We start from the raw sequence: 23,224 nt of genomic DNA, 5'->3' as shown, positions 1-23,224 counted from the left end.
ATGACGGACATATCGCCAAGGACACCCTGTTCGGACCGGAGCGCCTTGAAGCGCGTGCCATTGATTGGGACCAAAGCAACCGCGGACATTCATCGGGGCGCGCAGCCAACGTGCTGCAATCCAGACGCGGTATACATGGCCGCAACCGATATTACACCAGCATCAACCGAAAAACCCTTGCCCTGCGGGCGCCATCCATACATGGTCCGAGTGACCGCCCGAGGGCGTCCCTGGATCGCGCGCCTGTCTGGGACGACGTTGCCACCTTCGACGGCCACCCTTGGCGCGGTGCGGTGGACATCGTCACTGCGGGCTATCCGTGCCAACCGTTCTCCGTCGCGGGCAAGCGTCGGGGCACGGCAGACGCGCGCCATCTCTGGCCGCACGTCGCCCGCATCATTGGCGAGGTCGCGCCGCCCTTCGTGTTCCTCGAGAATGTCGCCCATCATCTCCGCCTCGGCTTCCCCGAAGTCGCCAGCGGACTGGTGGGCATGGGCTACTGCCTTGCGGCAGGCCTCTTCACAGCGGCGGAAGTCGGCGCGCCCCACAAGCGCGAGCGGCTCTTCATCCTCGCAATCCGCGAGGGGGACGAGCTGGCCGACCCCGCGCGCCTGCTCTGGCACCCGGTCGAGTGGCGGGAACCGGACGGAATTGCTGCGGCTCTGGCCGACGCCGAGGGCCAGCGCGAACGAGAACCGGCAGACGAAGCCTACGCCGTCGCAGGAAGCAGGCCAGCACGGCATGAACCTGGCGACCACGGCCGCGCTCTGGCCGACGCCTATGGCGAACGATGGCTGCACGCCGAGTGCAGGCAACCGCCGGTCGGCCGATCTGACGCATTCGGCCGGGATGTGGATGACGCCGACGGCGCGGGAACACAAGGATGGGGCGACGACGCTGGCGAACACGGCGGTGAACGGCCTTCTTGGCCGCCAGGTCCTGGTGACGCCGATGGCTGGGCTGAATACCTGCGATGCGCGCCGAACCTTGAACCCGCTGTTCGTCGAGGCGCTGATGGGCTGGCCCACCGGGTGGACCGGCTTCGGCTCTGTGGCAACGGCGTGGCTCCCCTGGTTGCGGCGCATGCGTTGCGAACTCTCGCTGTTGAACTGTTGGCCGATGGATGAGGTGGTGACATGTAGCAGTCGCGCCTCATGTCGCTGCTCGAATCCGTCGCCAACGTCATCGTCGGCTACGGCGTCGCGGTCGTGACGCAGATCCTGATCTTCCCGGTCTTCGGCCTGCACACGACGCTGGCACAGAACCTGAAGATGGTGGTCGTGCTCATGGCGGCGTCCTTTCAGGATTGGGTGGCGGCGGGGAGTCCGGCCTCGTAAGCATCGGCGAGCGCGTCGCGGATCGCCCAGACGGCAACGTCGTGAAAAGCGAGCCGGTCGGAGTTTCGGGTCTCGAGCGTCTCGAGGAAGAGGCGGCGCCGGGCGATCTCGAGAAGCACGGCATCGCGGGAGGCGGCGGGGTCGGTCTTGCGGCGGGGCATGGTGGACCTCCGTCTTGGAATGGTGGGGATCAGACGTCCTCGAGCGCGCTCTCGAGCTCACTCGGCTCGCCCTTGAACAGGCAGGCGGCTTCGAGGATCGCATCGAGGAGCAGGCGCTGCGCGTCGCTCGCCATTGTCCTCGGATCAATGGCGGACAATGGCTCGCCGTCATCGCTCTGCAGCCAGCCTTCGCTGATCCGGGCGAGGTCCTGGATTTCCAGCGTGTCGCGGCGGATCAGGGCATGGGCGGCGGCGCGGATGAGGTCGGTGAGGGTGGCGGGGGTGGTCATAGCCGGGGCTCCCGAGGTGAGTTGCATCGGCTTCGTGGAACCCGTGTTCGCTCTGTCCGCGCCACCCATCAAGCGAATAAGCATCTGACCAGGAACGATTTTCGGAGCCGCCGATGCAGGGCATGAGCGAGCGGCAATGCGCCGCGCATGGCGTCAGCTCTCGCGCGGGGCGATCCGAGACGGGCGAAGGCGGCGGGGCGGCTGGTGCTGTTCCCGGACGGCTCGATCGACGCAGGCCCAGCGACGCGCGGCGGGCAGAAGCGGTCGCGCGGCAGGACGGGGGCCGCAGTCCGGGATCCCCTGCGCGATCCGACGCCGGGGTGCCGGCGCGCGCAGCCGTCAGGCGGCGCGGGGGCCTTTCGCGGGGGCGGGGCTCGCCGCCTTGGGCCAGCGCAGGAAGATCACCGCGGCCTCGGCGATCCCGGCGCGGGCGAGTGCGCCAGGCAGGTCGCCCAGCCGGCAGCGCAGGACGCGCTCGCGTGCGGTCGAGGCAGCGGCGACCACCTCGGCCTCGAGCGACAGGGGCACGCCCGCGCCGGCGAGCGCCTGCACCAGCGGCCCCGCCCGGCGCAGGCCCATGTAGATGGCGAGCGTCGTGCCCTCGCGCAGCATCGCGGGCCAGTCCGGTTCGGGATCGCCCGGGCGGCAGGTGGCGGTGGCCAGCATCAGCCGGTCGGTCTGCCCGCGTTCGGAGAGGCGGCGGCCCAGGGTCGCGGCGGCGGCGCAGGCGGCGATGACGCCGGGGACGATCTCGACCGGGATCCCAGCGGCGCGGGCGGCCTCGAGCTCCTCGGCCAGGCGGCCGAAGACGCCGGGGTCGCCGGACTTCAGCCGCACCACGCGCTTGGCGGGCCAGGACCGGGGCGGTCCCTTCGGTCGAGATCGCCAAGACCACTGGGTCGCGATCGACGAGGGAGGGGGTAATCGCGTCGCACAGCGCCGGGCGGTCCACCACGTTCACCAGCGCCCCGGCCTCCCTGGCCAGCGCATGGGCAGCGTGGTCGAAGGCGACGCAGCCGGTGGCGATGAACACGAGCGCCGCGCCGCGGAACAGATCGACCGAGAGGGTCGCAGCCTGTTCGGCCCGGCCCGAGGCGACGAGTTCCGCCAGTTCGGGGTCGAGCTCGGGCGCGGCCAGCACCATGCGCGCCTCGGTCTTGGGCATCAGGCGGGCCTCCTGTGCCGCCTGTTAGCCCCCGCCCACGATCACGACATGCCGGCCGGCCATCTGCAGGAACATAGGGAAGGTTTTCATGGCGGGCGCTCCGGGTTCAGGCGGGAAGGGGGTGGACGGCGGTTGCGTTCAGGGTCAACAGCGCGGCCTCGGCGGTGCCGGCGACGATCGCCTCCGCGAAGGGGTCGCGCAGGCGGCCCGCCCAGAGGTCGGCCAGCACCTGCGGCGGGTGGGGCAGATCGGCGAGCCGCTGCGGCCCGGGCACAAGCGGGGGCAGCGCGGTCTCGTGCGGGGTGCCTTCGGTCAGGCGCCAGAGAGTGACGGGCTTGGACGGGTTGCGCTCGAACTCGCCCCCGCCGCCCTTGAGGATGCCAAGGCGCGGCTGGCCCAGGATCGCGCCGGCAGCCTGTTGCAGCGCCAGATAGGGCGGATGGAACACGCCCTGCACCGCCGCTGCCGCCCCCGCCGGGTTCAGCATCCGGCAGACGGTGTTGACGCAGGACCGCAAGCCCAGCACCTCGCGCAGGCGCAACAGCGCCAGCGCCTGCGGGGCGAAGCATTCCAGCGGCAGATAGGCGATGCCGTCGCGGTCGAGCAGGCGGGCAGCGTCGTCCGGGCTGTCGGCGCGGGCGATCCCGGCCAGCGCCAGCGCGCTGCGCACATCGGCCCCGCCCGCCTGGTGCGCGTTCCAGCCGTGGATCAGCACCCGCGCCCCGGTCCGCGCGACCTGCCGGGCGGCCAGCAGGAACCAAGGCAGGGCGCGGCTGCGCCCGGCGGCGTAGCTCGGCCAGTCCAGATCGGCCTGCGGCAGGGGCGGCAGGATGGCGCGCAGGGCGCGGGTGAAGCCCGCGATTTCCTCGGGGCTCTCGCCCCGCAGCCGCATCAGCATCAGAGCCGCGCCGATGGCGTGCGGGTCGGCCCGGCCCGCCAGGATCAGCGCCATGGCCGCCTCGGCCTCGTCCATCGTCAGATTGCGCGACCGGCCGGGGCCGCGGCCGAGGATCTTGACGTAATCCGCAAGCGTCACTCCGCAGCCTCCAGCCGGCGCGCCAGTAGGGCAGCGAGTTCCGGCCGGCAGGCACCGCAGCCGGTGCCGGCCTGAAGCGCGGCGCCGATGGCCTCGACGCTGGTCAGCCCCTGCGTGGCGATGGCCCGGGTGATGGTGTTGAGGCCCACGGTCAGGCAGGCGCAGACGATGGGGCCGGGGTCGGGCACGCCCTGCGCGGGCCGACCGGCCAGAAGGCCCGCGTCTTCGGCCCCAAGTCGTTCAGCGACGTGGTTGCGCGCCAGTTCCACCGGCTCGGGCGCCACGAACAGTGCCGCCAGCACCCGCCGCCCGTCCATGAACGCGAGCCGCCAGCTGCGGCGGATGCGGTCCTCGACGCTGAGGCAGATGGCCTCGGGCAGCCCGAACAGCGCCCGCGCCCAGGCCTCCCAGTCCGCCGGGGCCTCGAGCCCCGCCAGTTCGCAGCGCCAGCCGGTCTCGCTGCGCGCCCGCGCCCAGTAGGTGGCATCAGGCTGCATGGGCGCGGTCGAGACGGCGAAGCCATACCAGGCGGGCGCCAGGGGGGCGATGGCGACGACCGCAGCCTTGCTTTCGGGCTGGCCCGAGACGGGGTCGGTCACGGCCGCCACAAGCCGGTCGATCCGGCCGGTCGGGGCGGTGTCGGCGGTCCAGTGCATCGGGGCAAAGACCTGGCCGCGCGCCACCCGGTCGGTGACGGCCACGCGCAGGATCGCCTCGCCCTCGGGGCTGGTCAGGCACGCAAGCGTGGCGGGCGCGAGGCCCAGGGCGGCGGCATCCTCGGGGTGGATCTCGACGAAGGGTTCGGCAATGTGCTGGGTCAGACGGGGCGCGAGGCCCGTCCGCGTCATCGTGTGCCACTGGTCGCGGATGCGCCCGGTGTTCAGGCGGAAGGGGTAGCGCGGCCCGGTCGCGGCCACCGGCGGGCGGGGCGCGACGGGGATCATGCGGGCGCGGGCGTCGGGGGTGAAGAACCCGCCCGCGCCGAAGAACCGCCCGCCCTGCCGGCGCGGGCCGACCGGCCAGCGGGTGGGCGGCAGGGCGTCGTAATCCGCCCCCGCCAGCCCCGAGATGTCGAAATCACGCCCCAGCTGCCCGGCGATCCCCGAAAGTGCGGCGTATTCCGCGAAGACCTCCGCCTCGCTCTGCCAGCCGAAGGCCGCGCCCCAGCCCATGCGGCGGGCGACCTCGGCCAGGATCCGCCAGTCGGCGCGCGCCTGCCCGGGGGCGGGCAGAAAGGCGCGCTGGCGGCTGATGGTGCGGTCGGAATTGGTGACGGTGCCCGACTTCTCGCCCCAGGCCAGGGCGGGCAGGACGACATGCGCAAGCCGCGTGGTGTCGGTCTGCGTGATGTCGCTGACCACGACGAAATCGCAACCCCGGATTGCCGCCGCCACCGCGCCCGCATCGGGCATCGAGACGGCGGGGTTGGTGTGGATGATCCACAGCGCCCTGATCCGGCCCTCGGCCACCGCCCGGAACATCTCGACCGCCTTCAGCCCCGACGCCTGCGGCATCGCGGGGCTGGCCCAGAAGCCTTGCACGGCGGCGCGGTGGGCGGGGTTCTCGAGCTCCAGATGGCAGGCCAGCATGTTCGCAAGCCCCCCCACCTCGCGCCCGCCCATGGCATTGGGCTGGCCGGTCACCGAGAACGGCCCCATGCCGGGCCGGCCGATCCGGCCGCTGGCCAGATGGCAGTTCAGGATCGCGTTCACCTTGTCGGTGCCCGAGGACGACTGGTTGATGCCCTGCGAAAAGACCGTGACCACCCTTTCGGTGGTGCAGAACCAGTCGAGGAAGGTCTCCAGATCGCCCGCGGGCAGGCCGGTCATGGCGGGGTCCGAGGCCCGGGCCTCGGCCAGCGCGGCCTCGAAGCCCGCGACGTGCGCGGCCACATAGCCCCGGTCCACCGCGCCGCGATCCGCCAGCGCCACCAGGAGCGCGTTGAACAGCGCCGCGTCCGAACCCGGCGCCAGCGGCAGATGCAGGTCGGCGATCTCGCAGGTGGCGGTGCGGCGGGGGTCGATCACCACGACCCGTGTGCCGCGCGCGGCCCTGGCCGCGCTCAGGCGCTGGAACAGGACCGGGTGGCACCAGGCGAGGTTGCTGCCCACCAGCACTACCAGATCGGCCTCTTCAAGGTCGTCATAGATGCCCGGCACCGTGTCGGTGCCGAAGGCACGCCGGTGCCCCGCCACGGTCGAGGCCATGCAGAGCCGCGAGTTGGTGTCGATATTGGCCGTGCCCAGGAACCCCTTGGCCAGCTTGTTGGCCACATAATAGTCCTCGGTCAGCATCTGGCCCGAGAGGTAGAAGGCCACCGCCTCCGGCCCGTGTTCGGCCAAAGTGGCAGCGAAGCGCGCGGCCACGAGGTCGAGGGCCGCGTCCCATTCCGCCGGTTGCCCGCCGATCAGGGGCGTCAGCACCCGGGCATCGAGCCCCAGCGTCTGCCCCAGCGCCGCACCCTTGGAACAGAGCCGCCCCCGGTTCGCGGGGTGATCCGGGTCGCCCGCGATCCGCGCCCCGCCCGCCCCGTCGGGCGTGGCGATCACGCCGCAGCCGACGCCGCAATAGGGGCAGGTGGTGCGGATGCTCATGCCGCCCGGCCCCGGATCAGCCGCGCAGCATCCAGCAGGATGCGCCCGCCCTCGACGCGCGCGGGATGGGTGGCCACCGCGCCGCTGTCGGCGCCGCGCGCCTGGCCGTCGGCCAGACCGATCACCATGCCGTGCAGCGGGCAGGTGACGGCATCGCCGTGCACGATCCCTTCCGACAGTGGCCCGCCCTTGTGCGGGCAGCGGTCATCCAGCGCGAAGACCCGGTCGTCCTGGGTGCGGAACACGGCGACGCAGCCATGCGCCGTGCGAACCACCCGCGCCCCGCGCCGGGGGATGTCGTCGAGTGCGCCGATGTCGATCCAGTTCGAAGTGGGCCAGATCATTCCGCAGCCTCCCGGGTCAGGTCGGCGAGCGGCGCGAAACCGGCCCTCGCCTGTGGTATGGCGCGCTCCGCCCAGGGGTCGCGCTGGTGGATGGATTGCGACAGGTCGAAGCGGGCGACCAGGGCGGCGCGGCTCGCGCGGTCCTCGACCACCTGCGCCCTGACCCAGTCGAGCCCCACCTTGGCAAGCCACTTGTAGGGCCGGTCGAGGTATTTGGCGTGTTCGCGGTAAAGCTGGACGAAGGCGACGACGATCTCGATCGCCTCGTCTTCGGTGGCGACCTTGGCCAGGCGCTCGGTTTCCTTCACATCCATTCCGGCCGCGCCGCCCACGCCGATCTCGTAGCCCGATTCAACGCAGACGATGCCCACATCCTTGCAGGTGGCCTCGGCGCAGTTGCGCGGACAGCCCGAGACCGCCAGCTTCACCTTGTGCGGCGTCCACGACCCCCAGAGGCGCTTTTCCAGCCTGATCCCCAGCCCGGTCGAATCCTGCGTGCCGAAGCGGCAGAAGTCCGAGCCGACGCAGGTCTTGACCGTGCGCAGACCCTTGGCATAGGCGTGCCCGCTGACCAGGCCCGCGGCGTTCAGGTCGGCCCAGATGGCCGGCAGGTCCTCCTTGCGGACGCCCAGCAGGTCGATCCGCTGCCCGCCGGTGACCTTGACCATCGGCACGGCGTATTTCTCGGCCGCATCGGCGATGGCGCGCAGTTCGGCCGGGGTGGTCACGCCGCCCCACATCCGCGGGACGACCGAGAAGGTGCCGTCCTTCTGGATGTTGGCGTGGTTGCGCTCGTTCACGAAGCGGCTCTGCGGGTCGTCCCGGTATTCGCCGGGCCAGTCTGCCAGCAGGTAGTAGTTCAGCGCAGGCCGACAGGTGGCGCAGCCGCAGGAGGTCTTCCAGCCCAGTTCCTGCATCACCGCCGGCATGGACTTGAGCCCGCGCGCCTTGATCAGGCGGCGCACGTCCTCGTGCGTCAGGTCGGTGCAGCCGCATATCGGCTGGGCGGCGGGCTTTTCGAAGGCATCGCCCAGCGCGCTGGCCAGGACCTGCTCCACCAGCCCCGTGCAGGTGCCGCAGGAGGCGCTGGCCTTGGTCGTGGCGCGGATCTCGGCCAGCGTGGTGGCGCCGCCCTCGATGGCCGTCAGGATCGTGCCCTTGCAGACGCCGTTGCAGCCGCAGATCTCCGCCTCAGGCGGCAAGGCTGCAACGGCTGCCAGAGGGTTTGCCGTGGCCCCCCCCTGATAGGTCGGCCCGAAGATCAGCGTATCGCGCATGGGCGCGATGCTGGTCGCGTCCTTGATCAGGCCGAAGAACCACGACCCGTCGGCCGTGTCGCCATACATGACCGCGCCGATCAGGCGGTCCTGTTCGATCACCAGCCGCTTGTAGACCCCGCGCGCGGGGTCGCGGAACACGATGTCCTCGCGCCCGGGCTTGTCGGCGAAGTCGCCCGCGCTGAACAGATCGACGCCCGTGACCTTGAGCTTCGTCGCCGTCTGGACGGGGCGGAAGGCCGCGTCCTGGCCCATGAGTGTGGCCGCCGCGACCTTGGCCTGGTCGTAGAGCGGCGCGACCAGCCCGAAAAGCTGGCCGTCATGTTCCACGCATTCGCCCAAGGCCAGGATGTCGGGGTCCGAGGTGACCATCCGGTCGTCCACCACGATCCCGCGCGCCACCTCCAGATGGGCGTCCACGGCAAGGCGCGTCTCGGGCCGGATGCCCACGGCCATGCAGACCAGATCGGCCTCGTAGCCGGTGTTGTCCTCGAGCAGCACACCCTCGACCCGATCCTTGCCCAGGATCGCGGCGGTCGAGCCCCGGCAATGAACCCGGATGCCCCGGCGTTCCAGATCCCTCTGCAACAGGTATCCCGCCGCGGGGTCGAGCTGGCGCTCCATCAGATGGCCCATCAGATGGATCACCGTCACCTCCATCCCGCGCTGCCGCAGCCCGGCGGCGGCCTCGAGCCCGAGAAGCCCGCCGCCGATCACCACCGCCTTGGCCCCCGGCCGGGCGGCGGCGATCATCGCGTTGGTGTCGTCGAGATCGCGGTAAGTCACCACGCCCGGCAGGTCGCGGCCCGGCACCGGGATCACGAAGGGGGCCGAGCCGGTGGCGATCACCAGCTTGTCGTAGGGGGCGCTGCCCCGGTTCGAATGGACGACCCGTGCCTGCCGGTCGATCCGCACCACCGGCTCGCCGAAGCGGCAGGCGATCCGGTTCGCGGCATACCAGGCCTCGTCATGGGTGACGATCTCGTCCCAGGTCTTTTCGCCCGAGAGCACGGGCGAAAGCATGATGCGGTTGTAGTTGCCGCGCGGTTCGGCATTGAACAACGTGATGTCCCAGCCATCGGGGTCGGCGGCCAGAAGGTGCTCCAGCATCCGGCCCGAGGCCATGCCTGCGCCGATGACGACGAGTTTGCGCTTCATTCTGCTCACTCCGCCGCTTCGACGAACCGGTGCCGTTCGTAGAGGAACCGCAGCACCGCCTGTCGGGCCTTGAGATACGCCGGATCGCCCGCCGCCGCGATCCGCTCGCGCGGGCGGGGAAGCGGCACGGTCAGCACCTCGCCGATGGTGGCGGCGGGGCCGTTGGTCATCATCACGATCCGGTCGGCCAGCAGGACGGCTTCGTCCACATCGTGGGTGATCATGATCATCGTGTTGCCGAGCCGGGCGTGGATCTCCATCACCGCGTCCTGCAGATGGGCGCGGGTCAGGGCATCGAGCGCGCCGAAGGGCTCGTCCAGCAGCAGCACCTTGGGCTCCATCGCCAGGGCCCGGGCAATGCCCACGCGCTGGCGCATCCCGCCCGAGATTTCGGCGGGCCGCTTGTCGGCGGCGTGGCGCATCTGCACGAGGTCGAGGTTGTGCAGCACCCAGTCGTGCCGCTCGGCGCGGCTTTTCGTGGCGCGGAACACCTTGTCCACCGCCAGCCGCACGTTGTCATAGACCGTCAGCCAGGGCAGCAGGCTGTGGTTCTGGAACACCACGGCACGGTCGGGGCCGGGGGCGTTCACCTCGCGCCCGTCGAGCAGGATGCCGCCGGTCGTCACTTCGGTCAGCCCCGCGATCAGGTTCAACAGCGTGGACTTGCCGCAGCCCGAATGGCCGATGATCGAGACGAACTCGCCCTTGGCGATGGTCAGGTCGATGTCGCGCAACACTTCGCTGCGCCGCGCGCCGTTGGCGAAGGTCTTGCCGACGCGGGAAATCTTCAGATAGCTCATGACTCAGCCCTCCGCCGTGCCGCGGGTCACGACCCGCCCGATCAGCGCCACCAGACGGTCGAGCACAAAGCCGATCATCCCGATGTAGAGCAGCGCCACGATGATGTCGCTCAGGCGCGACGAGTTCCAGGCATCCCAGATGAAAAAACCGATGCCCACGCCCCCGGTCAGCATCTCGGCTGCCACGATGGCCAGCCACGACAGCCCGACCCCGATGCGCAGGCCCGAGAAGATGTAGGGCGCGGCCGCCGGCACCATGATGCGGACGAAGAATTCCACCTGGTTCAGGCGCAGCACGCGGGCGACATTGCGGTAGTCCTGCGGGATGTTGCGTACGCCCGCGGCGGTGTTGATGATGATCGGCCAGATCGCGGTGATGAAGATGACGAAGATCGCCGAGGGCCGGCTGTCCATGAAGGCCGCCAGCGAGATCGGCAGCCAGGCCAGCGGCGGCACAGTGCGCAAGACTTGGAACAGCGGGTCGAAGCCCCGCATCATCCAGACCGATTGCCCCAGCACCGCCCCCACCAGCACGCCCACGACCGCGGCGAGACCATAGCCGTAGGCCACCCGTTCCAGCGAGGTCAGCACCCGCCAGCCGAGCCCGATGTCCTGGGTTCCGTGGACATAGAACGGATGAAGCAGCAGATCGGCGCTCTCGGCCCAGACCACCGAGGGGGCAGGCAGAGCCGAGGTTCCCCCCGAAAAGGCCACCTGCCAGACGACCAGCAGCAGCACCAGCGTGACCAGCGGCGGCAGCACCCGCGCGGTCAGGTCGCGCGCGATGCGGGCGGCACGGCGAAAAGGCGCGGGGGCCAGGGGCAGGTGCGCGACGGTTGCCGCGGGGGCGGCGGGCGCGCCCTGCGTCTTCAGCTTGACGACAGCAGACATGCGGGGGGCTCTCCTCAGGACAGGGCCGTGATGGCAAGGCTGTTCAGATAGGCGGCGGGATCGGCGGGATCGAAGACCTTGCCGTCGAAGAAGGTCTCGACCCCCCGGCTGGGCCCGAAGCCCGAGGTATCGACCCCCAGCGCCTGCGCCGCCTCGATCCACAGATCGGCGCGGTTGGTGTTGGCCACGACCGAGGCCATGTCGAGATCGGCGGGCAGATAGCCCCAGCGGATGTTTTCGGTCAGGAACCACAGATCGAGGCTGGGCCAGGGGTAGGAGGTGCGCCCGTTCTCGCCCCAGAACTTCATCTCGAGGCCCGTGGCGGTTTCCACCCGGCCGTTGCCGTAGTTCACATCGCCCCGCAGGCGGCCGATGATGTCGGCGGGCGGCACGTTGAACCATTGGCGGCGGCCGACGATGGCGGCCAGTTCCTCCTTGTTGGCCATGTCGGCGCACCACATCTGCGCCTCCATCACCGCCATCAGGATGGCGCGGGTGGCGTTGGGATGGGCATCGACCCAGTCAGCGCGCATGCCCAGCACCTTCTCGGGGTGGTTGCGCCACAGCTCGCCCGTGGTGCAGGCCGTGAAGCCGATCCCCTGGTTGACAAGCTGCTCGTTCCAGGGCTCGCCCACGCAGAAGCAGTCCATGTTGCCGACCTTCATGTTGGCCACCATCTGCGGCGGCGGCACGACGATCAGGTTCACGTCGCGGCGTGGGTCGATCCCGCCGGCGGCCAGCCAGTAGCGGATCCACAGGTCATGCGTGCCGCCGGGGAAGGTCATGGCGGCGGTCGGTTCCTCGCCGCGGGCGCGCCTGGCGGCGAAGACCTCGCGCAGGGGGCTGCTGTCCAGGCCGACGCCGGTTTCGGCATAGGACTGCGCGACCGAGATGCCCTGGCAGTCCTCGTTCAGGCCGAGCAGGTTGTAGATCGGGGTCGGCTGGTTGTTCTGCATCACCGTGCCCAGCGTGTAGAGGAACACCTTGGGCCGCAGGATATGGCCGCCGTCGATGCCGCCGCGGGCCGAGCCCAGCGCCATGTTGTCGCGCGTGGCGCCCCAGCTGGCCTGCTTGTCGATCCGCATCTCGGTCATCCCATGGCGGGCGAAAAAGCCCTTTTCCTGCGCGATGATCAGGGGCGCCGCGTCGGTCAGGGCGATGTAGCCCAGGGTCGCGCCGCGGACCTCGGGCCCGCTGGTCTGGGCCCAGGCGCCGCCGGGCAGGAGCGTGCGGGCGGCGGCCAGCGTGGCGGCCGCACCGGTGGTAGCGTGCAGGAAGGAACGGCGGGTCAGGGATCGGGTCATGTCGCACTCCGGGCGCGCGGCCGTGCTGCGACCGCGCTGGGCTGGGGGCGCGCGCAGACGAAGGCTGCGGGGGCGCCAGAATCTCGGGAGGCTCGCAGCGATGCGATGACGTGGTGCCGGCGACCTTCAGCTTCTGTCGCAGCAACTAACCGACTCCGTTGTCGGTAATCCAAGCCATCCAGATTTTGCGCCGCAGCGCAATGCGTTTCTGCGCCTGCAAAGGCCCGGCAACGCAAGCGGCGACTGCTTGCCACTTTTTTCAGCAGTCAGGCTGCGCCGGATCAAAGATCGTGCGGTCGAAGAAGGCATCGCGCGGCAGGATCATCGTGCCGCGTTCCGAGGCGACGGCGGTCGGATGCTCCAGCGCCCCTTCGATTCGCGACGAGGCACCGGGCAGATCGGCGCCGATCCCGCGCAGGTTGGCTCGGTATAGGTCAGTGCGGCAGATCGCCCCCGCCGCCGCCATTGCCGCGTTCGGGTCGAGCCCGTTGTCCCGCGCCAGTTGCCGCGCGAACCAGGCCGCCTGCGAGCGCCAGGGAAAGGGCGCCGCCCCCTCGTGGAAGCGGATCATGCCGGGCACGCGCCGCTCTTCGCCGCGCGACGAAATCACCATCTGCCCGCGCAGCGCCCGGTCCAGCAGTTCGGGCGGGGCATTGACATGTTCGGACCGCGCCAGCAGGTCGGCCACCGTAACGCGGTTGGCGGGGTCGTCCATCCAGCGCCCGGCCAGCCAGACCGCGCGCATCAGCTGCGCCACAGTCTCGGGGTTGTCCGCGACCCAGGACGGGCGGGCGGCCAGCACCTTTTCCGGCGCCGCGGCCCAGATCGCGGTGCCCGGCAGGATCAGGGCCCCCGCGCCACGTTCGACCGCGACCGAGCCCCAGGGCTCGCCCACGCAGAAGGCATCAATTTCGCCCTCTGCCAGCGCCTCGGCCATGCGCGGGGGCGGGATCGTGTGCAGGCTGTAGGGGGGCGCCTCCTGAGCCAGCCAGTGCCGGACCAGCGCGACATGGGTGGAGAAGGGAAAGGGCACGCCGATCCTGAGCGGCCCCTCGACCGCCGCGGCCAGCGCCGCCCGCGCCGCCAGCGCATCGGCGAAGTCGAAGCCGAAGCCCTGGGCGCGAAGCCGCGCCTCGAGCGCAGCCGAGACCCCCAGCACATCGCCGTTGACCGACAGCACCTGCAGGATGTCCAGCCGCTCGACCGGCCCGGCCAGCCCCATCGCGATGGCCACCGGCACCGGCGCCAGCATCTGCGCGGCCTCGACCTGCCCCCACAGCGCCATGTCGCGCAGGCTGGCCCAGGACGGCGCGGGGCGCAGCGTCAGGTCGAGGCCCTGGGCCTCGGCAAAGCCCATCTCGCGCGCCACGATCAGCGGCGCGGCATCGAGCAGCGGCACGAAGCCAAGGCGCAGCGCCGTCCGGGTCATGACAGAAGCCCCGCCGCCGTGACCAGCGCCGCGGCCACTTCGGCGATCTTCCGGCCTTGGTCCATCGCGGTGCGCCGCAGCAGCGCATAGGCCTCGTCCTCGCCGATGCCGCGCGCCTTCATCAGGATGCCCTTGGCGCGGTCGATCAGCTTGCGTTCTTCCAGCGCGCGGCGCGTGGCCTCAAGCTCCAGCCGCATCCGGCGGAACATCTGGAACCGGGCGATCGCGGCATCCATCACCGCGGCCACGCGCTGGGGCTGCAACCCGTCGATCACATAGGCCGAGACCCCGGCCTCGATCGCCTGCCGCGTCAGGTCGGCATCGCTGCGATCCACGAAAAGGGCCACAGGCCGGTCCAACGGGCCCGAGGCCAGCGTCATTTCCTCGAGCGTATCGCGCGAGGGGTTGGCCATGTCGATCAGCACGATGTCCGGCGCGATCTCGCGCACGCGGCGGGCCAGGCCTGCGGCCTCGGCGATGACCGTGACCTGATGGCCCAGGGGCTGCAGGCACTCGATCAGCGACCGCGCGCGAGCCTCGTAGGGTTCGACGATAACGATGTGAAGCCGAAGGGCAAGGGTCGCGCCAGTCATGCTGAAGCTAGGTCGCGCTCTCGGCCCCAGCGCAAGGGCGGAGGGGCCGTGGCCGGGGCCGGAGGCGCCCCGACTGCCTGCCAATCAGCCGTAGCGCACAGATTTTCGGCAGTCCGAAGACCGGCCCCCCACATGCGGGACGTTTGCGGCCATTCGGCGATCCGGGGCTCGGCAGGCGCTCGTGGTCGGCGTCGGTCAGTGCCCACTGGGAAGCCACCAGCGGATCGATGCGCCGGTCGTCGCATGCCGGGCTGTGGGTCAGATCCCAGAGGGCGAGCGTCCAGGCACCTGTGGCGTGGCGAAGCCCGACGCGCGCCTTCAACGTCAGGCAAGTCCGGATCGCGGCATCGGTGAAGTCCGGCTGACGGCCGCGCTTGCCGGTCGGCGCGGCAAGCCATTGCGTCTCGGGATCGAACCGGATCGCCAAAGACCCGCGCCTGGATAACGCGGCGTTGTCGTCATGCCAATTGATCGTGCGGCAGGTGGGGAGTTCCGTCTGCGCATGCAGACCAGCTACGGTGCTGGTTTCACTGAGTGAATCCTCCAACGTATTTACGCAACATGTGAAACCGCCCCAGGCGCAAGAGGGATTTTCTGGAGCGGGATCGGGCGCGTCGTCGGGTGCTGACATCTGTCCGGCCTCCGTTGCGGCCATCTCCCTGCCGCGGGCCCGTATGGTGTTCGCGGAGCGGGTCCAGATCAAGGCCGCGTGCTCGGTGGCACTCTGTTGCACCCTGGTTCGCCCGATCCCGTTTCTCGACCTTTGCGCCAAAACTCTCCTTGCCCTATTCCGCGTCCTGCGTCCTCACGACCGACGAGCGGCTTACGCCGCCGCGGCCGGAGATCGGTAGAGGCCGCCCCGGGCCAGTGAGCCATCAAGGGCACTCACCGCTCGCTGTTGGCCAGCGCCACGCGCGACCCCATCGGCGGCTTGCGCGTCAGCATCCCGCCCAGCCAGGTGCTCGGTTGGATTACCAAACTCCGGCTGACTACGCGCGGACACTGACCACCGCAATCGTCCGCCCCGCTGCGCGAGATGAAAGCTCCGCGCGTCGCGCGATTGCTCAACCGGTGCCAATCGGCGTAAACACCGACCGGGATCCGGTCGCACCTGGATGAATGTTCAGTGGCAGGTCAGCAGGTCACCACCGCGCCGCAGATCGTCATTCAAACCCTGGACCTGACGGTAGAGGCGCTGGACGTGCCGAAGCGCGATGAAATCGTGAAGCGCATCCGCCAGATCACCGGCGCGGCCGACCCGGATGAAGATCCGAACAACCCCAGCCCCATCTTCTCGGCCATGGGTTTGCCTCTTGGAGGGGTCAGCCGCGCTCGGCGGCGAGAGTTTCGTTCAGTCGGCGCACCATCACGGCCTCATGGGCGGCAGGAACTCGGCCATGCGAGGGGCGGAACACCGAAACCCCAAGCCTGGCGATGTGGTGGCGATGGGCAACCGCGGTAGCCACAAGAGCCCGGCTGTCCGCCAGCCGGCCCGCTCGGCCGGTGCCCACCTCCTGTTCTTGCCTCCGTGCAGCCCGGATCCGGACCTGATCGAGCAGGCCCATAGACTGGATGCGCTCCGCCCCACCCCGCTCGCGCGACACGCTCTGGCGCTCTGTGGGAACAATCCTCAGCCGCTTCACACCCGACGAATGCGCCAAATATCTCAGGAACGAAGGCTATGCTTTCAACTGAAGCTGAAAGGGCCTAGGGCGCCGCCTCGGGTAGGGGCACAGCCCCTGTCCCGTCGCCGATCTCGCGGTCGAGGCGTTCGGTCAGCGCCTCGGTGATGTCGATGGCGTCCAGCGAGACAAAGACCATGCGGTAGTCCAGCACCGCCACAGCGCCGCGTTCGGACATGAGATCGCCCATATGCGGCAGCGCTGCCCGGACGAAGGCATCCCGATCCGCGTCGGCCCAATCGTTCAATGCTTGCACAGCCTGCGCGCGTTCGCGCCGGATCCGGGTGGCGCGCTGGTCGAAGGCGTCGGCCAGGCGGCGGAACTCGTCGGGCGGCAAGGTCGCGCGCTGCTTGGTGAGTGCGGCCTCTTCCGACGAGAGAAGCTGGGTCAGGCGCTCGTTTTCAGCAACGATCTTTCTGCCCTCGGCTTCAAGCAGGCTCTGCGCCCGGCGGCCCCAGGCGGATTCGCTATAGAGCCGGTTCTGGTCGATCGTCAGGATTGCCGAGACCGGAGGCCCGGATACCTCGGGCTGGGCGATCACCCGCGCAGGCAGATCATCGGTCGCGGAGGGTATTCCGGGCGCGGGCATTTCGGGCGCGGGAAGGACGGCGTCGGCCGATCTGTCGCCCGGATTCGCGTTTTCGGCCTGGGCCAGAGCGACGCCGGGCAAAGCCAGGACCAGCGCCGCGATGAGACCCGCGCCACGCATCTCAGAACTGGGTCTGGATCGTCAGGTCGAAGTTCTGCGTGCGGTCGAAATCTTCCTTGCGCAGCGCCTTGGAAAAGTTGAACCGCAGCGGCCCGATCGGCGTGGTCCAGAAGATCGAGGCGCCCACCGCGGACCGCACCTTCATGCTGTCGTCGATGGTGCCCGTCGTCCCTGCCACGTCATCAAGCCCCCAGAGCGAGCCGATATCGGCAAAGAGACCGCCGCTGATGCCGTATTCCTCGGGCAGGCCGATGGGGAATTGCGCCTCGGCGCGGGCGGCCCAGAAATACTTGCCGCCAAGGGCGTCCTGGTTGGCGGCCCCCAGATCGCGCGGGCCAAGGCCATTCGGCTCGAAGCCGCGGATCCGGCTGCCGCTGCGGAAACGGTCGAGAATCCAGGGCTGGTAGCCGTCATATCCCTCGATTGCGCCGGCCTCGACCTGGGCGCGCAACGTGATCTCTTCGCGCCAGGCATTGCTTTCGACGCCCGCCGAAATCGTTGTGGTCACCGCCTTCGCGTCACCGCCAAGGCCGGAAATATCCTGACCGAAGCTGAAGCGATACGAGGTCAACGGGTCCAGCCCCGTGCGACGGCTGTCCCAGTTGTAACTGTAGCCCAGGGCCGAGGTGACGCGGCTGCCCTCTTCATTGCGAAGCTGGATGGAGCTGTCCTCGTCCACATTGCGCAGCGTGTCCTTGGACACACGATAACGCAGTTCAAGCCGGGCATTCTGCGAGACCGGAAACTCGATCGACGGCCGCAGACCGATGGTCCGGGTGTCGTAATCGGAATTGAGGCTTTCGGTCTCGTTGTAATTGGCCGCAATGCTGAAACGCAGGTTGCGGCCCAGGAAGAAGGGCTCGGAGAAGTTGACCGAGGCCGTGCGGTCGCCGCTGGCGGTCGAGATCTGCAACCCGACGGACTGGCCGCGGCCCAGAAAGTTCTGCTCACTCAGGCCTGCGTTCAGGCCGATCCCGGCATTGACGCCGTAAGAGGCGCCGAAGGACAAGCTGCCGGTCGGCTGTTCCTCGACATTGACGCCCACGATGACCTGATCGGGGCCGCTGCCCGGGCGCGTCTCGACCTGGGCATCCGCGAAATAGCCGAGCGCGCGGATGCGTTCGGCCGAGTTGCGGATCTCGCGCGGATTGAAAGGGTCGCCCTCGACGGTGGTGAACTGGCGGCGGATCACCTCGTCCAGCGTGGTCGTGTTGCCCTCGATGTCGATGCGCTCGACGAAGATGCGCGGGCCGCGGGTCAGCGCAAATGTCAGGTCCAGCGTCTGGTTCTGCGGGTTGCGGGTGATGCGGGGCTCGATATTGACGAAGTTCAGCCCCTGCTGGATGGCGATGGTTTCCATCCGGCGGATCGTGTTGTCGATGACGGCGGGGTTGTAAACCTCGCCCCGGCGGACGCGGTTCTGGGCGGCAAAGGGCGCGGCATCGACACCAGGGATTTCGGACACGGTATTGATGCGGCCGAACCGGTAGCGCGGGCCTTCCTGGATGTTGAAGGTGATGAAGAACGCGTCCCGTTCGCGCGCGATCTCGGGGACGACGGCCTGCACGCGGAAATCGGCATAGCCACGCGAGCGGTAGAAATCCGTCAGAAGCTGCTCGTCCAGCGGAATCCGCTCGGGCGAGAACGTGTCGCGGCGGATGAAGGTCCGCAACAGGCCCGCCTGCTTGGTCTGCAACACGTTGCGCAAGCGGCGGTCCGAAAAGGCGCGGTTGCCGGTAAAGCTGAGACGCTCGATCTCGGTCACATTGCCCTCGCGGACCTCGAAGACCAGATCGACGCGGTTGTCGCTGCGGCGGATGATGCGCGGATCGACGCGGGCGGCCAGACGGCCCTCGGCGGCATAGACCTCGGCGATGGCCTGTGCATCCTGAATCGCCTGGCTGGGCTGGTAGATGCGGCGTTCCTGGCTGCGGATGATCTGGGACAGACGTTCGTTGTTCAGACGGCGGTTGCCCTCGAAATTGATGCGGTTGATCGTGGGATATTCGCGCACGCGCACGACCAGCGTGCCGCCCTGCTGAATGATCTCGACCGTCTCGAACAGGCCCGAATTTTGCAGTCGTTGCAGGGCATCGTTGATCTCGCCTGGCGAGGCATTCCCGGCGGGCAGGTTCATGAAGGACCGGATCGTGCCGTCCTCGACGCGCTGATTGCCTTCGATCCGGATGGCCGAAACCGCCTGCGCGCTGGCCTGCCAGGGCGCCACGCTTGCCGGTGCGGCAACCGCCAGAGCCGTCATCAGCGCCACTGCGCCCTTGCCCAGTTTCCGTGTCATGCCTGCCCCTCTTGTCTCGGCGACCGCGACGGCGATCTTTTTCAGGTTCTCTAGCGCCAACGGGGCGCGCCTGTCAAAAGCCCTGCGGCATCAAGGGCAGAAAAGATCGTTGGTCAGCCCGAAAATCATCAGCGACAGCACCGCAAACAACCCGATCGAGGTCAGCACGTTCAGCACCCGGTCCGAGGGCTTGCGCCCGGTGATGGCCTCGTAGCTGTAGAACATCAGATGCCCCCCATCCAGAACCGGGATCGGCAGCAGGTTCAGAAAGCCGATCGCCGCCGAAAGGACCGCGATCCACCACAGGAAGTTACCGCCCCCCGCGCTGGCCGCCTGGCCCGTGCTTTCCGCGATGCTGATCGCGCCGCCCAGGTTGCAGGTGCCGATCTGGCCGGTGATCATGGCCCAAAGCCCGGTCAGGGACGAGGCGATGATCGCCCAGGTCTGCGCCGCACCCAGAGCCAGCGCCTCGACAGGGCCGGCGCGACGGGTGGCGGGGGAAAAGAAACTTTCTCCGCCGGTGACGCCGATCAGCCAGCGCTGCTCGAACCCGCCGCCCTGGGCGGGCAGATCCGACAGTTTCGGGCGCAGCGTCACCTCGCGCTCGCCCGCGCCGGGGCGCCAGATGCGCAGATCCAGGGGCGCGCCCTCGGCGGCCTCGACGGCGGCGCGCAGGTCGGTGAAGCGCGCGACCGTCTCGCCGTCGATGGTCAGGATCACGTCGCCGGCGCGCAGACCCGCCTCGGCGGCGGCGCTGCGGGGCGCCACGCCCGAGATGCGGGCGGGCATCGGGTCGGGGCCGGGAACCGTCATGCGGCGGCCATCGCGTTCTATGGTCCAGGTCTGGACGGGCTGATGGGGCAGCGCCTCTGAGGCGCGGCCCAGATCGGCCCAGGTCTCGATGGGCTGGTCGCCCACCGCCAGGACCAGATCGCCCGGTTGCAGCTGGTTCTGCACCTCGGGCGGCGCAGCCGAGATCGTGCCCACGCGCACCTCGGGCTGGGCAATGCCCTGCACAACCGCAAAGCCGCCGAAGATCAGAATCGACAGGATGAAATTGAAGACTGGCCCGGCCAGCAGCGTGGCAAAGCGCGCCCAAAGCGGCGCGCCGTCCAGCGTTTGCCGCCGCAGCGCGGGATCGACCGCGCGTCCCGGCCCGGCGCTGGCGATGTTGTCGTCGCCCAGAAAGCGCACATAGCCGCCAAGCGGGATCGCGGCGACCTGCCAGACCGTGCCGCGCCGGTCACGCCGCGCAGCCAGGCGCGGACCGAAGCCCACGCTGAAGACCTCGGCCCGGATGCCGGACCAGCGACCCACGATGTAATGGCCGTATTCGTGCACCGTCACGATCACCGCAAGTGCGACGACAAAAGCCGCCAGCGTCCACAAGGTGCCAAGCGTGCCGGTCAGGATCTCGGTCATGCGGCCGTCCTTTCGCGGGACAGGGCGTCCCAATGGTGAACCTCGTCCAGGCTGGCCGGGTCGATTCCGAATCCGGGCTGCCCGGCCAACGCGGCCAGGGTGGCTTCGACCCGCGGGGCCATGTCGGTAAAGCGGATGCGCCCGGCGATGAAATCGTCCAGCGCCTGCTCCTTGGCGGCATTGAAAACCGCGCCGGCCGCGCCGCCGGCCGCCATTACTTCGCGCGCAAGGCGCAGGGCGGGCCAACGGCGTTCGTCGGGCTGGCGGAAGGTCAGGCTGCCCAAGGCGGCCAGATCGAGAGCCGCGACAGGCAGCGGCCGGCGTTCCGGCCAGTTCAGCGCATAGCCGATGGCATGACGCATGTCAGGGGCGCCCAGATGCGCGATGGAACCGCCGTCGTGATGGCTGACCACTGCGTGAATGATCGATTCCGGATGGACCAGAACCTTGATACGGTCGGGGCCGATGCCGAAGAATTCCCTGGCCTCGATCACCTCCATCGCCTTGTTGAACATCGAGGCGCTGTCGATGGTGATGCGCTGGCCCATCGCCCAGTTCGGATGGGTCGAGGCCTCGGCCACGGTCGCCGCCGCCAGCCGCTCAAGCGGCCAGTCGCGGAACGCGCCGCCCGAGGCGGTGATGGTCACATCCTTGACGCTGTCAAGGGTTTCTCCCTGAAGAGCTTGAAACAAAGCGGAATGTTCGCTGTCCACCGGCAGGATCGTCGCGCCGGCGGCCTTGCCCGCCTGCCGCAGCAGCGCCCCCGCGCAGACCAGCGATTCCTTGTTGGCCAGCGCCAGAACGCCGCCCTGCGCCAGCGCGGCCAATCCGGGTGCAAGCCCGGCCGCACCGACGATGGCCGACAGGACCCAATCGGCGGGACGAGCGGCGGCCTCGATCAGGGCCTCGCGGCCCGCGGCGGCGATGGTGCCGCTGCCCTCCAGCGCGGCGCGCAGTTCCCCCAGCAGGTCATCATGGGCCGTCACGGCGATTTCGGCGCGCAGGTCGCGCGCCTGTTGCGCCAGACGCGCGATATTGCGCCCGCCGGTCAGCGCCACGACCTGATAGCGGTCCAGGTCGCGGCGGATCAGATCGACGCCGCTGATCCCGACCGAGCCGGTCGCGCCAAGGATCGAGATGCGTCGTGTCACGTCAGTTCACCACCGGCAAGCTGGCTATCAACCCGATCAACATCGTGCCCAGGACCGCCCCCGTCACTGCGTCAAAACGATCCATGAAACCGCCATGACCGGGGATCAGGTTGGAACTGTCCTTGACGCCCGCCCGCCGCTTGAGCCAACTTTCGGCGATGTCGCCCATCTGGCCTGCCAGACAGACCAGAGGCGAAATCCAGATCAGCGCAGCATCGCCATGGCCGGCCAGCCACAGGATCAGGCCCAGAGCCGTCGCGCCGATCCAGCCCGCGACCGTGCCCGACCAGGTTTTCTTCGGGCTGAGCGAGGGCCAGAATTTCGGCCCGCCCATCATCCGCCCGACGAAATAGCCCGCCGTGTCCGAGACGATCACGATGCCCATAAGCCACAGCACGAAAGGCAGCCCGTAAGCCTCGCGGAAGCCGACCAGACCATAGGCGACCAGCAGGATCGCCGCGCCGAACAGAACATAGGTCAGCCGGTCGCGCCGCGCCGCGCCCGGAACGCCCGCAATCAGCGGCACAGCCAGTGCCAGCCAGATCAGCGGATGCGCCTCGGTCAGGGCGACGGCCTGCGCGACGCCTGCCAGCGCCGCAAGGGCCACAGGACGCGAGCGGCCGAACCGGGTGACGTGGCGGGCAGGCTTGCGCCAGCCGGTCATCGCCGCCAGTTCCCAGAACGTGATGGCCGAAATTACCGCCATGCCCAGCCTCAGCCAGATGCCTTGCGCCGTGGCCAGCAGCGCGCCGATCGCCAACAGGACCAGCGTCGAGGCGACGCGCCGCGACAGGTCGGACCATTTGCCCGCCGAGGCCAAGGCGCTGCCTATCCGCGGCCCGGGCCTCATGCGCCGCCAAAGCGCCGCTTTCGCAGGCCGAAGCGGTCCAGGATGTCGGCCAGGTGCTGCGGTGTGAAGTCGGGCCACAGCGTCGGGGTGAATTCATATTCGGAATAGGCCGCCTGCCAGGGCAGGAAGTTCGAGATTCGCGTCTCGCCCGAGGTGCGGATCACCAGATCCGGGTCGGGATGGCCCGCCGTGTCAAGGCAGCCTTCCAGATCGGCCTCGCAGGGTTGCTCCACCTCGCCGCGGGCGATCCTGGCCGCCAGACGCTGCGCGGCGCGCAGCAATTCGTCCCGGCCGCCGTAATTGATCGCCACGGTCAGGTTCAACCGCGTATTGCCCGCCGTCCGAGCCTCGATCGAGGCCATGAGATCCTGAAGCTTGCGGTCGAGCCGCTCACGTCCGCCGATAAAGCGCATCCGCACGCCCTCGGCCGACAGGCTTTCGGCCTCGCGTTCGATATAACGCCTGAAGATCTTCATCAGGCCCAGCACTTCCTCGGTCGAGCGTTTCCAGTTCTCGGTCGAGAAGGCATAGACGGTCAGCCAGTCCACCCCCAGATCGGGGCAGGCGCGCACGATCTGCTTGACGCGCTCGGCGCCACGACGGTGCCCGACCAGACGCGGCCAGCCGCGCTCGGTCGCCCAACGACCATTGCCGTCCATGATGATGGCGACATGACGAGGACGCGTGCCCTCCCCTGCCGCCACCGCCGTCGCTGCGCCCAAGGCATATGCCATC

General features: G+C 69.4%; 21 protein-coding genes and 4 pseudogenes. 4 read left to right on the top strand and 21 right to left on the bottom strand.

Annotated features, from left to right (window positions below; genetic code table 11):
• Together KY389_RS12925 and KY389_RS12920 are read left to right on the top strand one after the other, a co-directional pair.
• Positions 1-1,127 (top strand): DNA cytosine methyltransferase (locus KY389_RS12925; RefSeq protein WP_343222961.1); only part of this gene is annotated, 1,127 nt, incomplete at its 5' end.
• Between the two features lie 27 nt (positions 1,128-1,154).
• Positions 1,155-1,337, top strand: a complete 183-nt coding sequence (locus KY389_RS12920) for a DUF7220 family protein (protein ID WP_219831410.1) — start codon at positions 1,155-1,157, stop codon at positions 1,335-1,337.
• Here KY389_RS12920 and KY389_RS12915 read toward each other — a convergent pair.
• The 15 genes and pseudogenes from KY389_RS12915 to KY389_RS12850 form a co-directional block, all read right to left on the bottom strand.
• Positions 1,301-1,498, bottom strand: coding sequence for a DUF6900 domain-containing protein (locus KY389_RS12915; RefSeq protein WP_219831407.1), 198 nt, complete (start codon positions 1,496-1,498; stop codon positions 1,301-1,303). The two genes, KY389_RS12920 and KY389_RS12915, sit on opposite strands and share 37 nt — an antisense overlap.
• Before the next feature lie 29 nt (positions 1,499-1,527).
• A complete protein-coding gene (locus KY389_RS12910; RefSeq protein WP_219831406.1) occupies positions 1,528-1,788 on the bottom strand; it encodes a hypothetical protein in 261 nt (86 codons plus the stop codon).
• 339 nt (positions 1,789-2,127) lie between these two features.
• Positions 2,128-2,625 carry an SAM-dependent methyltransferase gene (locus KY389_RS15485; RefSeq protein ID WP_343222960.1) on the bottom strand — a complete coding sequence of 166 codons (498 nt, stop codon included), beginning with the start codon at positions 2,623-2,625 and terminating at the stop codon, positions 2,128-2,130.
• 52 nt (positions 2,626-2,677) lie between these two features.
• Positions 2,678-2,932, bottom strand: a pseudogene (locus KY389_RS15480) (precorrin-2 dehydrogenase/sirohydrochlorin ferrochelatase family protein); the annotation flags it as partial.
• Positions 2,933-3,059: 127 nt separating this feature from the next.
• On the bottom strand, positions 3,060-3,989 hold the full coding sequence (locus KY389_RS12900; protein WP_219831405.1) for a glycosyl transferase family protein: 930 nt from the start codon (positions 3,987-3,989) through the stop codon (positions 3,060-3,062).
• On the bottom strand, positions 3,986-6,583 hold the full coding sequence (locus KY389_RS12895; protein WP_219831404.1) for a nitrate reductase: 2,598 nt from the start codon (positions 6,581-6,583) through the stop codon (positions 3,986-3,988). Before KY389_RS12895 ends, KY389_RS12900 begins: the two co-directional genes overlap by 4 nt.
• Positions 6,580-6,927 (bottom strand): nitrite reductase small subunit NirD, encoded by a 348-nt coding sequence (nirD, locus tag KY389_RS12890; protein WP_219831403.1) that lies wholly within the window; start codon positions 6,925-6,927, stop codon positions 6,580-6,582. Before nirD ends, KY389_RS12895 begins: the two co-directional genes overlap by 4 nt.
• Complete coding sequence (gene nirB / locus KY389_RS12885; RefSeq protein ID WP_219831402.1) at positions 6,924-9,362, bottom strand: nitrite reductase large subunit NirB; 2,439 nt, start codon at positions 9,360-9,362, stop codon at positions 6,924-6,926. The genes nirD and nirB overlap by 4 nt, the downstream gene beginning before the upstream one ends.
• Before the next feature lie 5 nt (positions 9,363-9,367).
• On the bottom strand, positions 9,368-10,162 hold the full coding sequence (locus KY389_RS12880) for an ABC transporter ATP-binding protein (protein ID WP_219831401.1): 795 nt from the start codon (positions 10,160-10,162) through the stop codon (positions 9,368-9,370).
• Between the two features lie 3 nt (positions 10,163-10,165).
• Entirely contained in the window at positions 10,166-11,053 is an 888-nt protein-coding gene (gene ntrB, locus KY389_RS12875) for a nitrate ABC transporter permease (protein ID WP_219831400.1), read from the bottom strand.
• A gap of 14 nt (positions 11,054-11,067) precedes the next feature.
• Positions 11,068-12,357 carry a CmpA/NrtA family ABC transporter substrate-binding protein gene (locus KY389_RS12870; protein ID WP_219831399.1) on the bottom strand — a complete coding sequence of 430 codons (1,290 nt, stop codon included), beginning with the start codon at positions 12,355-12,357 and terminating at the stop codon, positions 11,068-11,070.
• Between the two features lie 259 nt (positions 12,358-12,616).
• Complete coding sequence (locus KY389_RS12865; RefSeq protein WP_219831398.1) at positions 12,617-13,786, bottom strand: CmpA/NrtA family ABC transporter substrate-binding protein; 1,170 nt, start codon at positions 13,784-13,786, stop codon at positions 12,617-12,619.
• Positions 13,783-14,379: an ANTAR domain-containing response regulator gene (locus KY389_RS12860; protein WP_219831397.1), complete on the bottom strand. Its 597-nt coding sequence runs from the start codon at positions 14,377-14,379 to the stop codon at positions 13,783-13,785. The genes KY389_RS12865 and KY389_RS12860 overlap by 4 nt, the downstream gene beginning before the upstream one ends.
• A gap of 286 nt (positions 14,380-14,665) precedes the next feature.
• Positions 14,666-14,887, bottom strand: a pseudogene (locus KY389_RS15475) (transposase); the annotation flags it as partial.
• Positions 14,888-15,202: 315 nt separating this feature from the next.
• Positions 15,203-15,348, bottom strand: a pseudogene (locus tag KY389_RS12850) (IS110 family transposase); the annotation flags it as partial.
• Between KY389_RS12850 and KY389_RS12845 the strand changes: the two are divergent.
• A pseudogene (locus tag KY389_RS12845) lies at positions 15,331-15,498 on the top strand (IS3 family transposase); the annotation flags it as partial. The pseudogenes KY389_RS12850 and KY389_RS12845 overlap by 18 nt on opposite strands.
• 7 nt (positions 15,499-15,505) lie before the next feature.
• Positions 15,506-15,841 carry a portal protein gene (locus tag KY389_RS12840; protein WP_219831395.1) on the top strand — a complete coding sequence of 112 codons (336 nt, stop codon included), beginning with the start codon at positions 15,506-15,508 and terminating at the stop codon, positions 15,839-15,841.
• Positions 15,842-16,086: 245 nt separating this feature from the next.
• On the opposite strand, the gene KY389_RS12835 is transcribed toward KY389_RS12840, so the two are convergent.
• The 6 genes from KY389_RS12835 to uppS all read right to left on the bottom strand — a co-directional run bounded on the left by KY389_RS12835 (position 16,087) and on the right by uppS (position 23,223).
• A complete protein-coding gene (locus tag KY389_RS12835) occupies positions 16,087-16,770 on the bottom strand; it encodes an OmpH/Skp family outer membrane protein (protein ID WP_219831394.1) in 684 nt (227 codons plus the stop codon).
• Between the two features lies 1 nt (position 16,771).
• A complete protein-coding gene (gene bamA, locus KY389_RS12830; RefSeq protein ID WP_219831393.1) occupies positions 16,772-19,066 on the bottom strand; it encodes an outer membrane protein assembly factor BamA in 2,295 nt (764 codons plus the stop codon).
• 90 nt (positions 19,067-19,156) lie between these two features.
• Positions 19,157-20,488, bottom strand: a complete 1,332-nt coding sequence (rseP, locus tag KY389_RS12825; protein WP_219831392.1) for an RIP metalloprotease RseP — start codon at positions 20,486-20,488, stop codon at positions 19,157-19,159.
• Entirely contained in the window at positions 20,485-21,639 is a 1,155-nt protein-coding gene (gene dxr, locus KY389_RS12820; protein ID WP_219831391.1) for a 1-deoxy-D-xylulose-5-phosphate reductoisomerase, read from the bottom strand. The genes rseP and dxr overlap by 4 nt, the downstream gene beginning before the upstream one ends.
• Position 21,640: 1 nt before the next feature.
• Positions 21,641-22,489: a phosphatidate cytidylyltransferase gene (locus tag KY389_RS12815; protein WP_219831390.1), complete on the bottom strand. Its 849-nt coding sequence runs from the start codon at positions 22,487-22,489 to the stop codon at positions 21,641-21,643.
• Complete coding sequence (gene uppS / locus KY389_RS12810; protein WP_219831389.1) at positions 22,486-23,223, bottom strand: polyprenyl diphosphate synthase; 738 nt, start codon at positions 23,221-23,223, stop codon at positions 22,486-22,488. The genes KY389_RS12815 and uppS overlap by 4 nt, the downstream gene beginning before the upstream one ends.
• Position 23,224 lies beyond the last annotated feature (1 nt).

This window comes from Paracoccus bogoriensis, from assembly GCF_019431455.1.
GTDB classification, from domain to species: domain Bacteria; phylum Pseudomonadota; class Alphaproteobacteria; order Rhodobacterales; family Rhodobacteraceae; genus Paracoccus; species Paracoccus bogoriensis.
This window is presented reverse-complemented; position numbering and strand designations above follow the sequence as displayed.

Coding starts and splice junctions, on each gene's coding strand:
- uppS (WP_219831389.1), bottom strand. CDS start 23,223: ATGGCATATGCCTTGGGCGCAGCGACGGCGGTGGCGGCAGGGGAGGGC.
- KY389_RS12915 (WP_219831407.1), bottom strand. CDS start 1,498: ATGCCCCGCCGCAAGACCGACCCCGCCGCCTCCCGCGATGCCGTGCTT.
- KY389_RS12920 (WP_219831410.1), top strand. CDS start 1,155: ATGTCGCTGCTCGAATCCGTCGCCAACGTCATCGTCGGCTACGGCGTC.
- ntrB (WP_219831400.1), bottom strand. CDS start 11,053: ATGTCTGCTGTCGTCAAGCTGAAGACGCAGGGCGCGCCCGCCGCCCCC.
- KY389_RS12860 (WP_219831397.1), bottom strand. CDS start 14,379: ATGACTGGCGCGACCCTTGCCCTTCGGCTTCACATCGTTATCGTCGAA.
- rseP (WP_219831392.1), bottom strand. CDS start 20,488: ATGACCGAGATCCTGACCGGCACGCTTGGCACCTTGTGGACGCTGGCG.
- KY389_RS12835 (WP_219831394.1), bottom strand. CDS start 16,770: ATGCGTGGCGCGGGTCTCATCGCGGCGCTGGTCCTGGCTTTGCCCGGC.
- KY389_RS12865 (WP_219831398.1), bottom strand. CDS start 13,786: ATGACCCGGACGGCGCTGCGCCTTGGCTTCGTGCCGCTGCTCGATGCC.
- bamA (WP_219831393.1), bottom strand. CDS start 19,066: ATGACACGGAAACTGGGCAAGGGCGCAGTGGCGCTGATGACGGCTCTG.
- KY389_RS12910 (WP_219831406.1), bottom strand. CDS start 1,788: ATGACCACCCCCGCCACCCTCACCGACCTCATCCGCGCCGCCGCCCAT.
- KY389_RS12880 (WP_219831401.1), bottom strand. CDS start 10,162: ATGAGCTATCTGAAGATTTCCCGCGTCGGCAAGACCTTCGCCAACGGC.
- KY389_RS12870 (WP_219831399.1), bottom strand. CDS start 12,357: ATGACCCGATCCCTGACCCGCCGTTCCTTCCTGCACGCTACCACCGGT.
- KY389_RS12815 (WP_219831390.1), bottom strand. CDS start 22,489: ATGAGGCCCGGGCCGCGGATAGGCAGCGCCTTGGCCTCGGCGGGCAAA.
- nirD (WP_219831403.1), bottom strand. CDS start 6,927: ATGATCTGGCCCACTTCGAACTGGATCGACATCGGCGCACTCGACGAC.
- KY389_RS12895 (WP_219831404.1), bottom strand. CDS start 6,583: ATGAGCATCCGCACCACCTGCCCCTATTGCGGCGTCGGCTGCGGCGTG.
- nirB (WP_219831402.1), bottom strand. CDS start 9,362: ATGAAGCGCAAACTCGTCGTCATCGGCGCAGGCATGGCCTCGGGCCGG.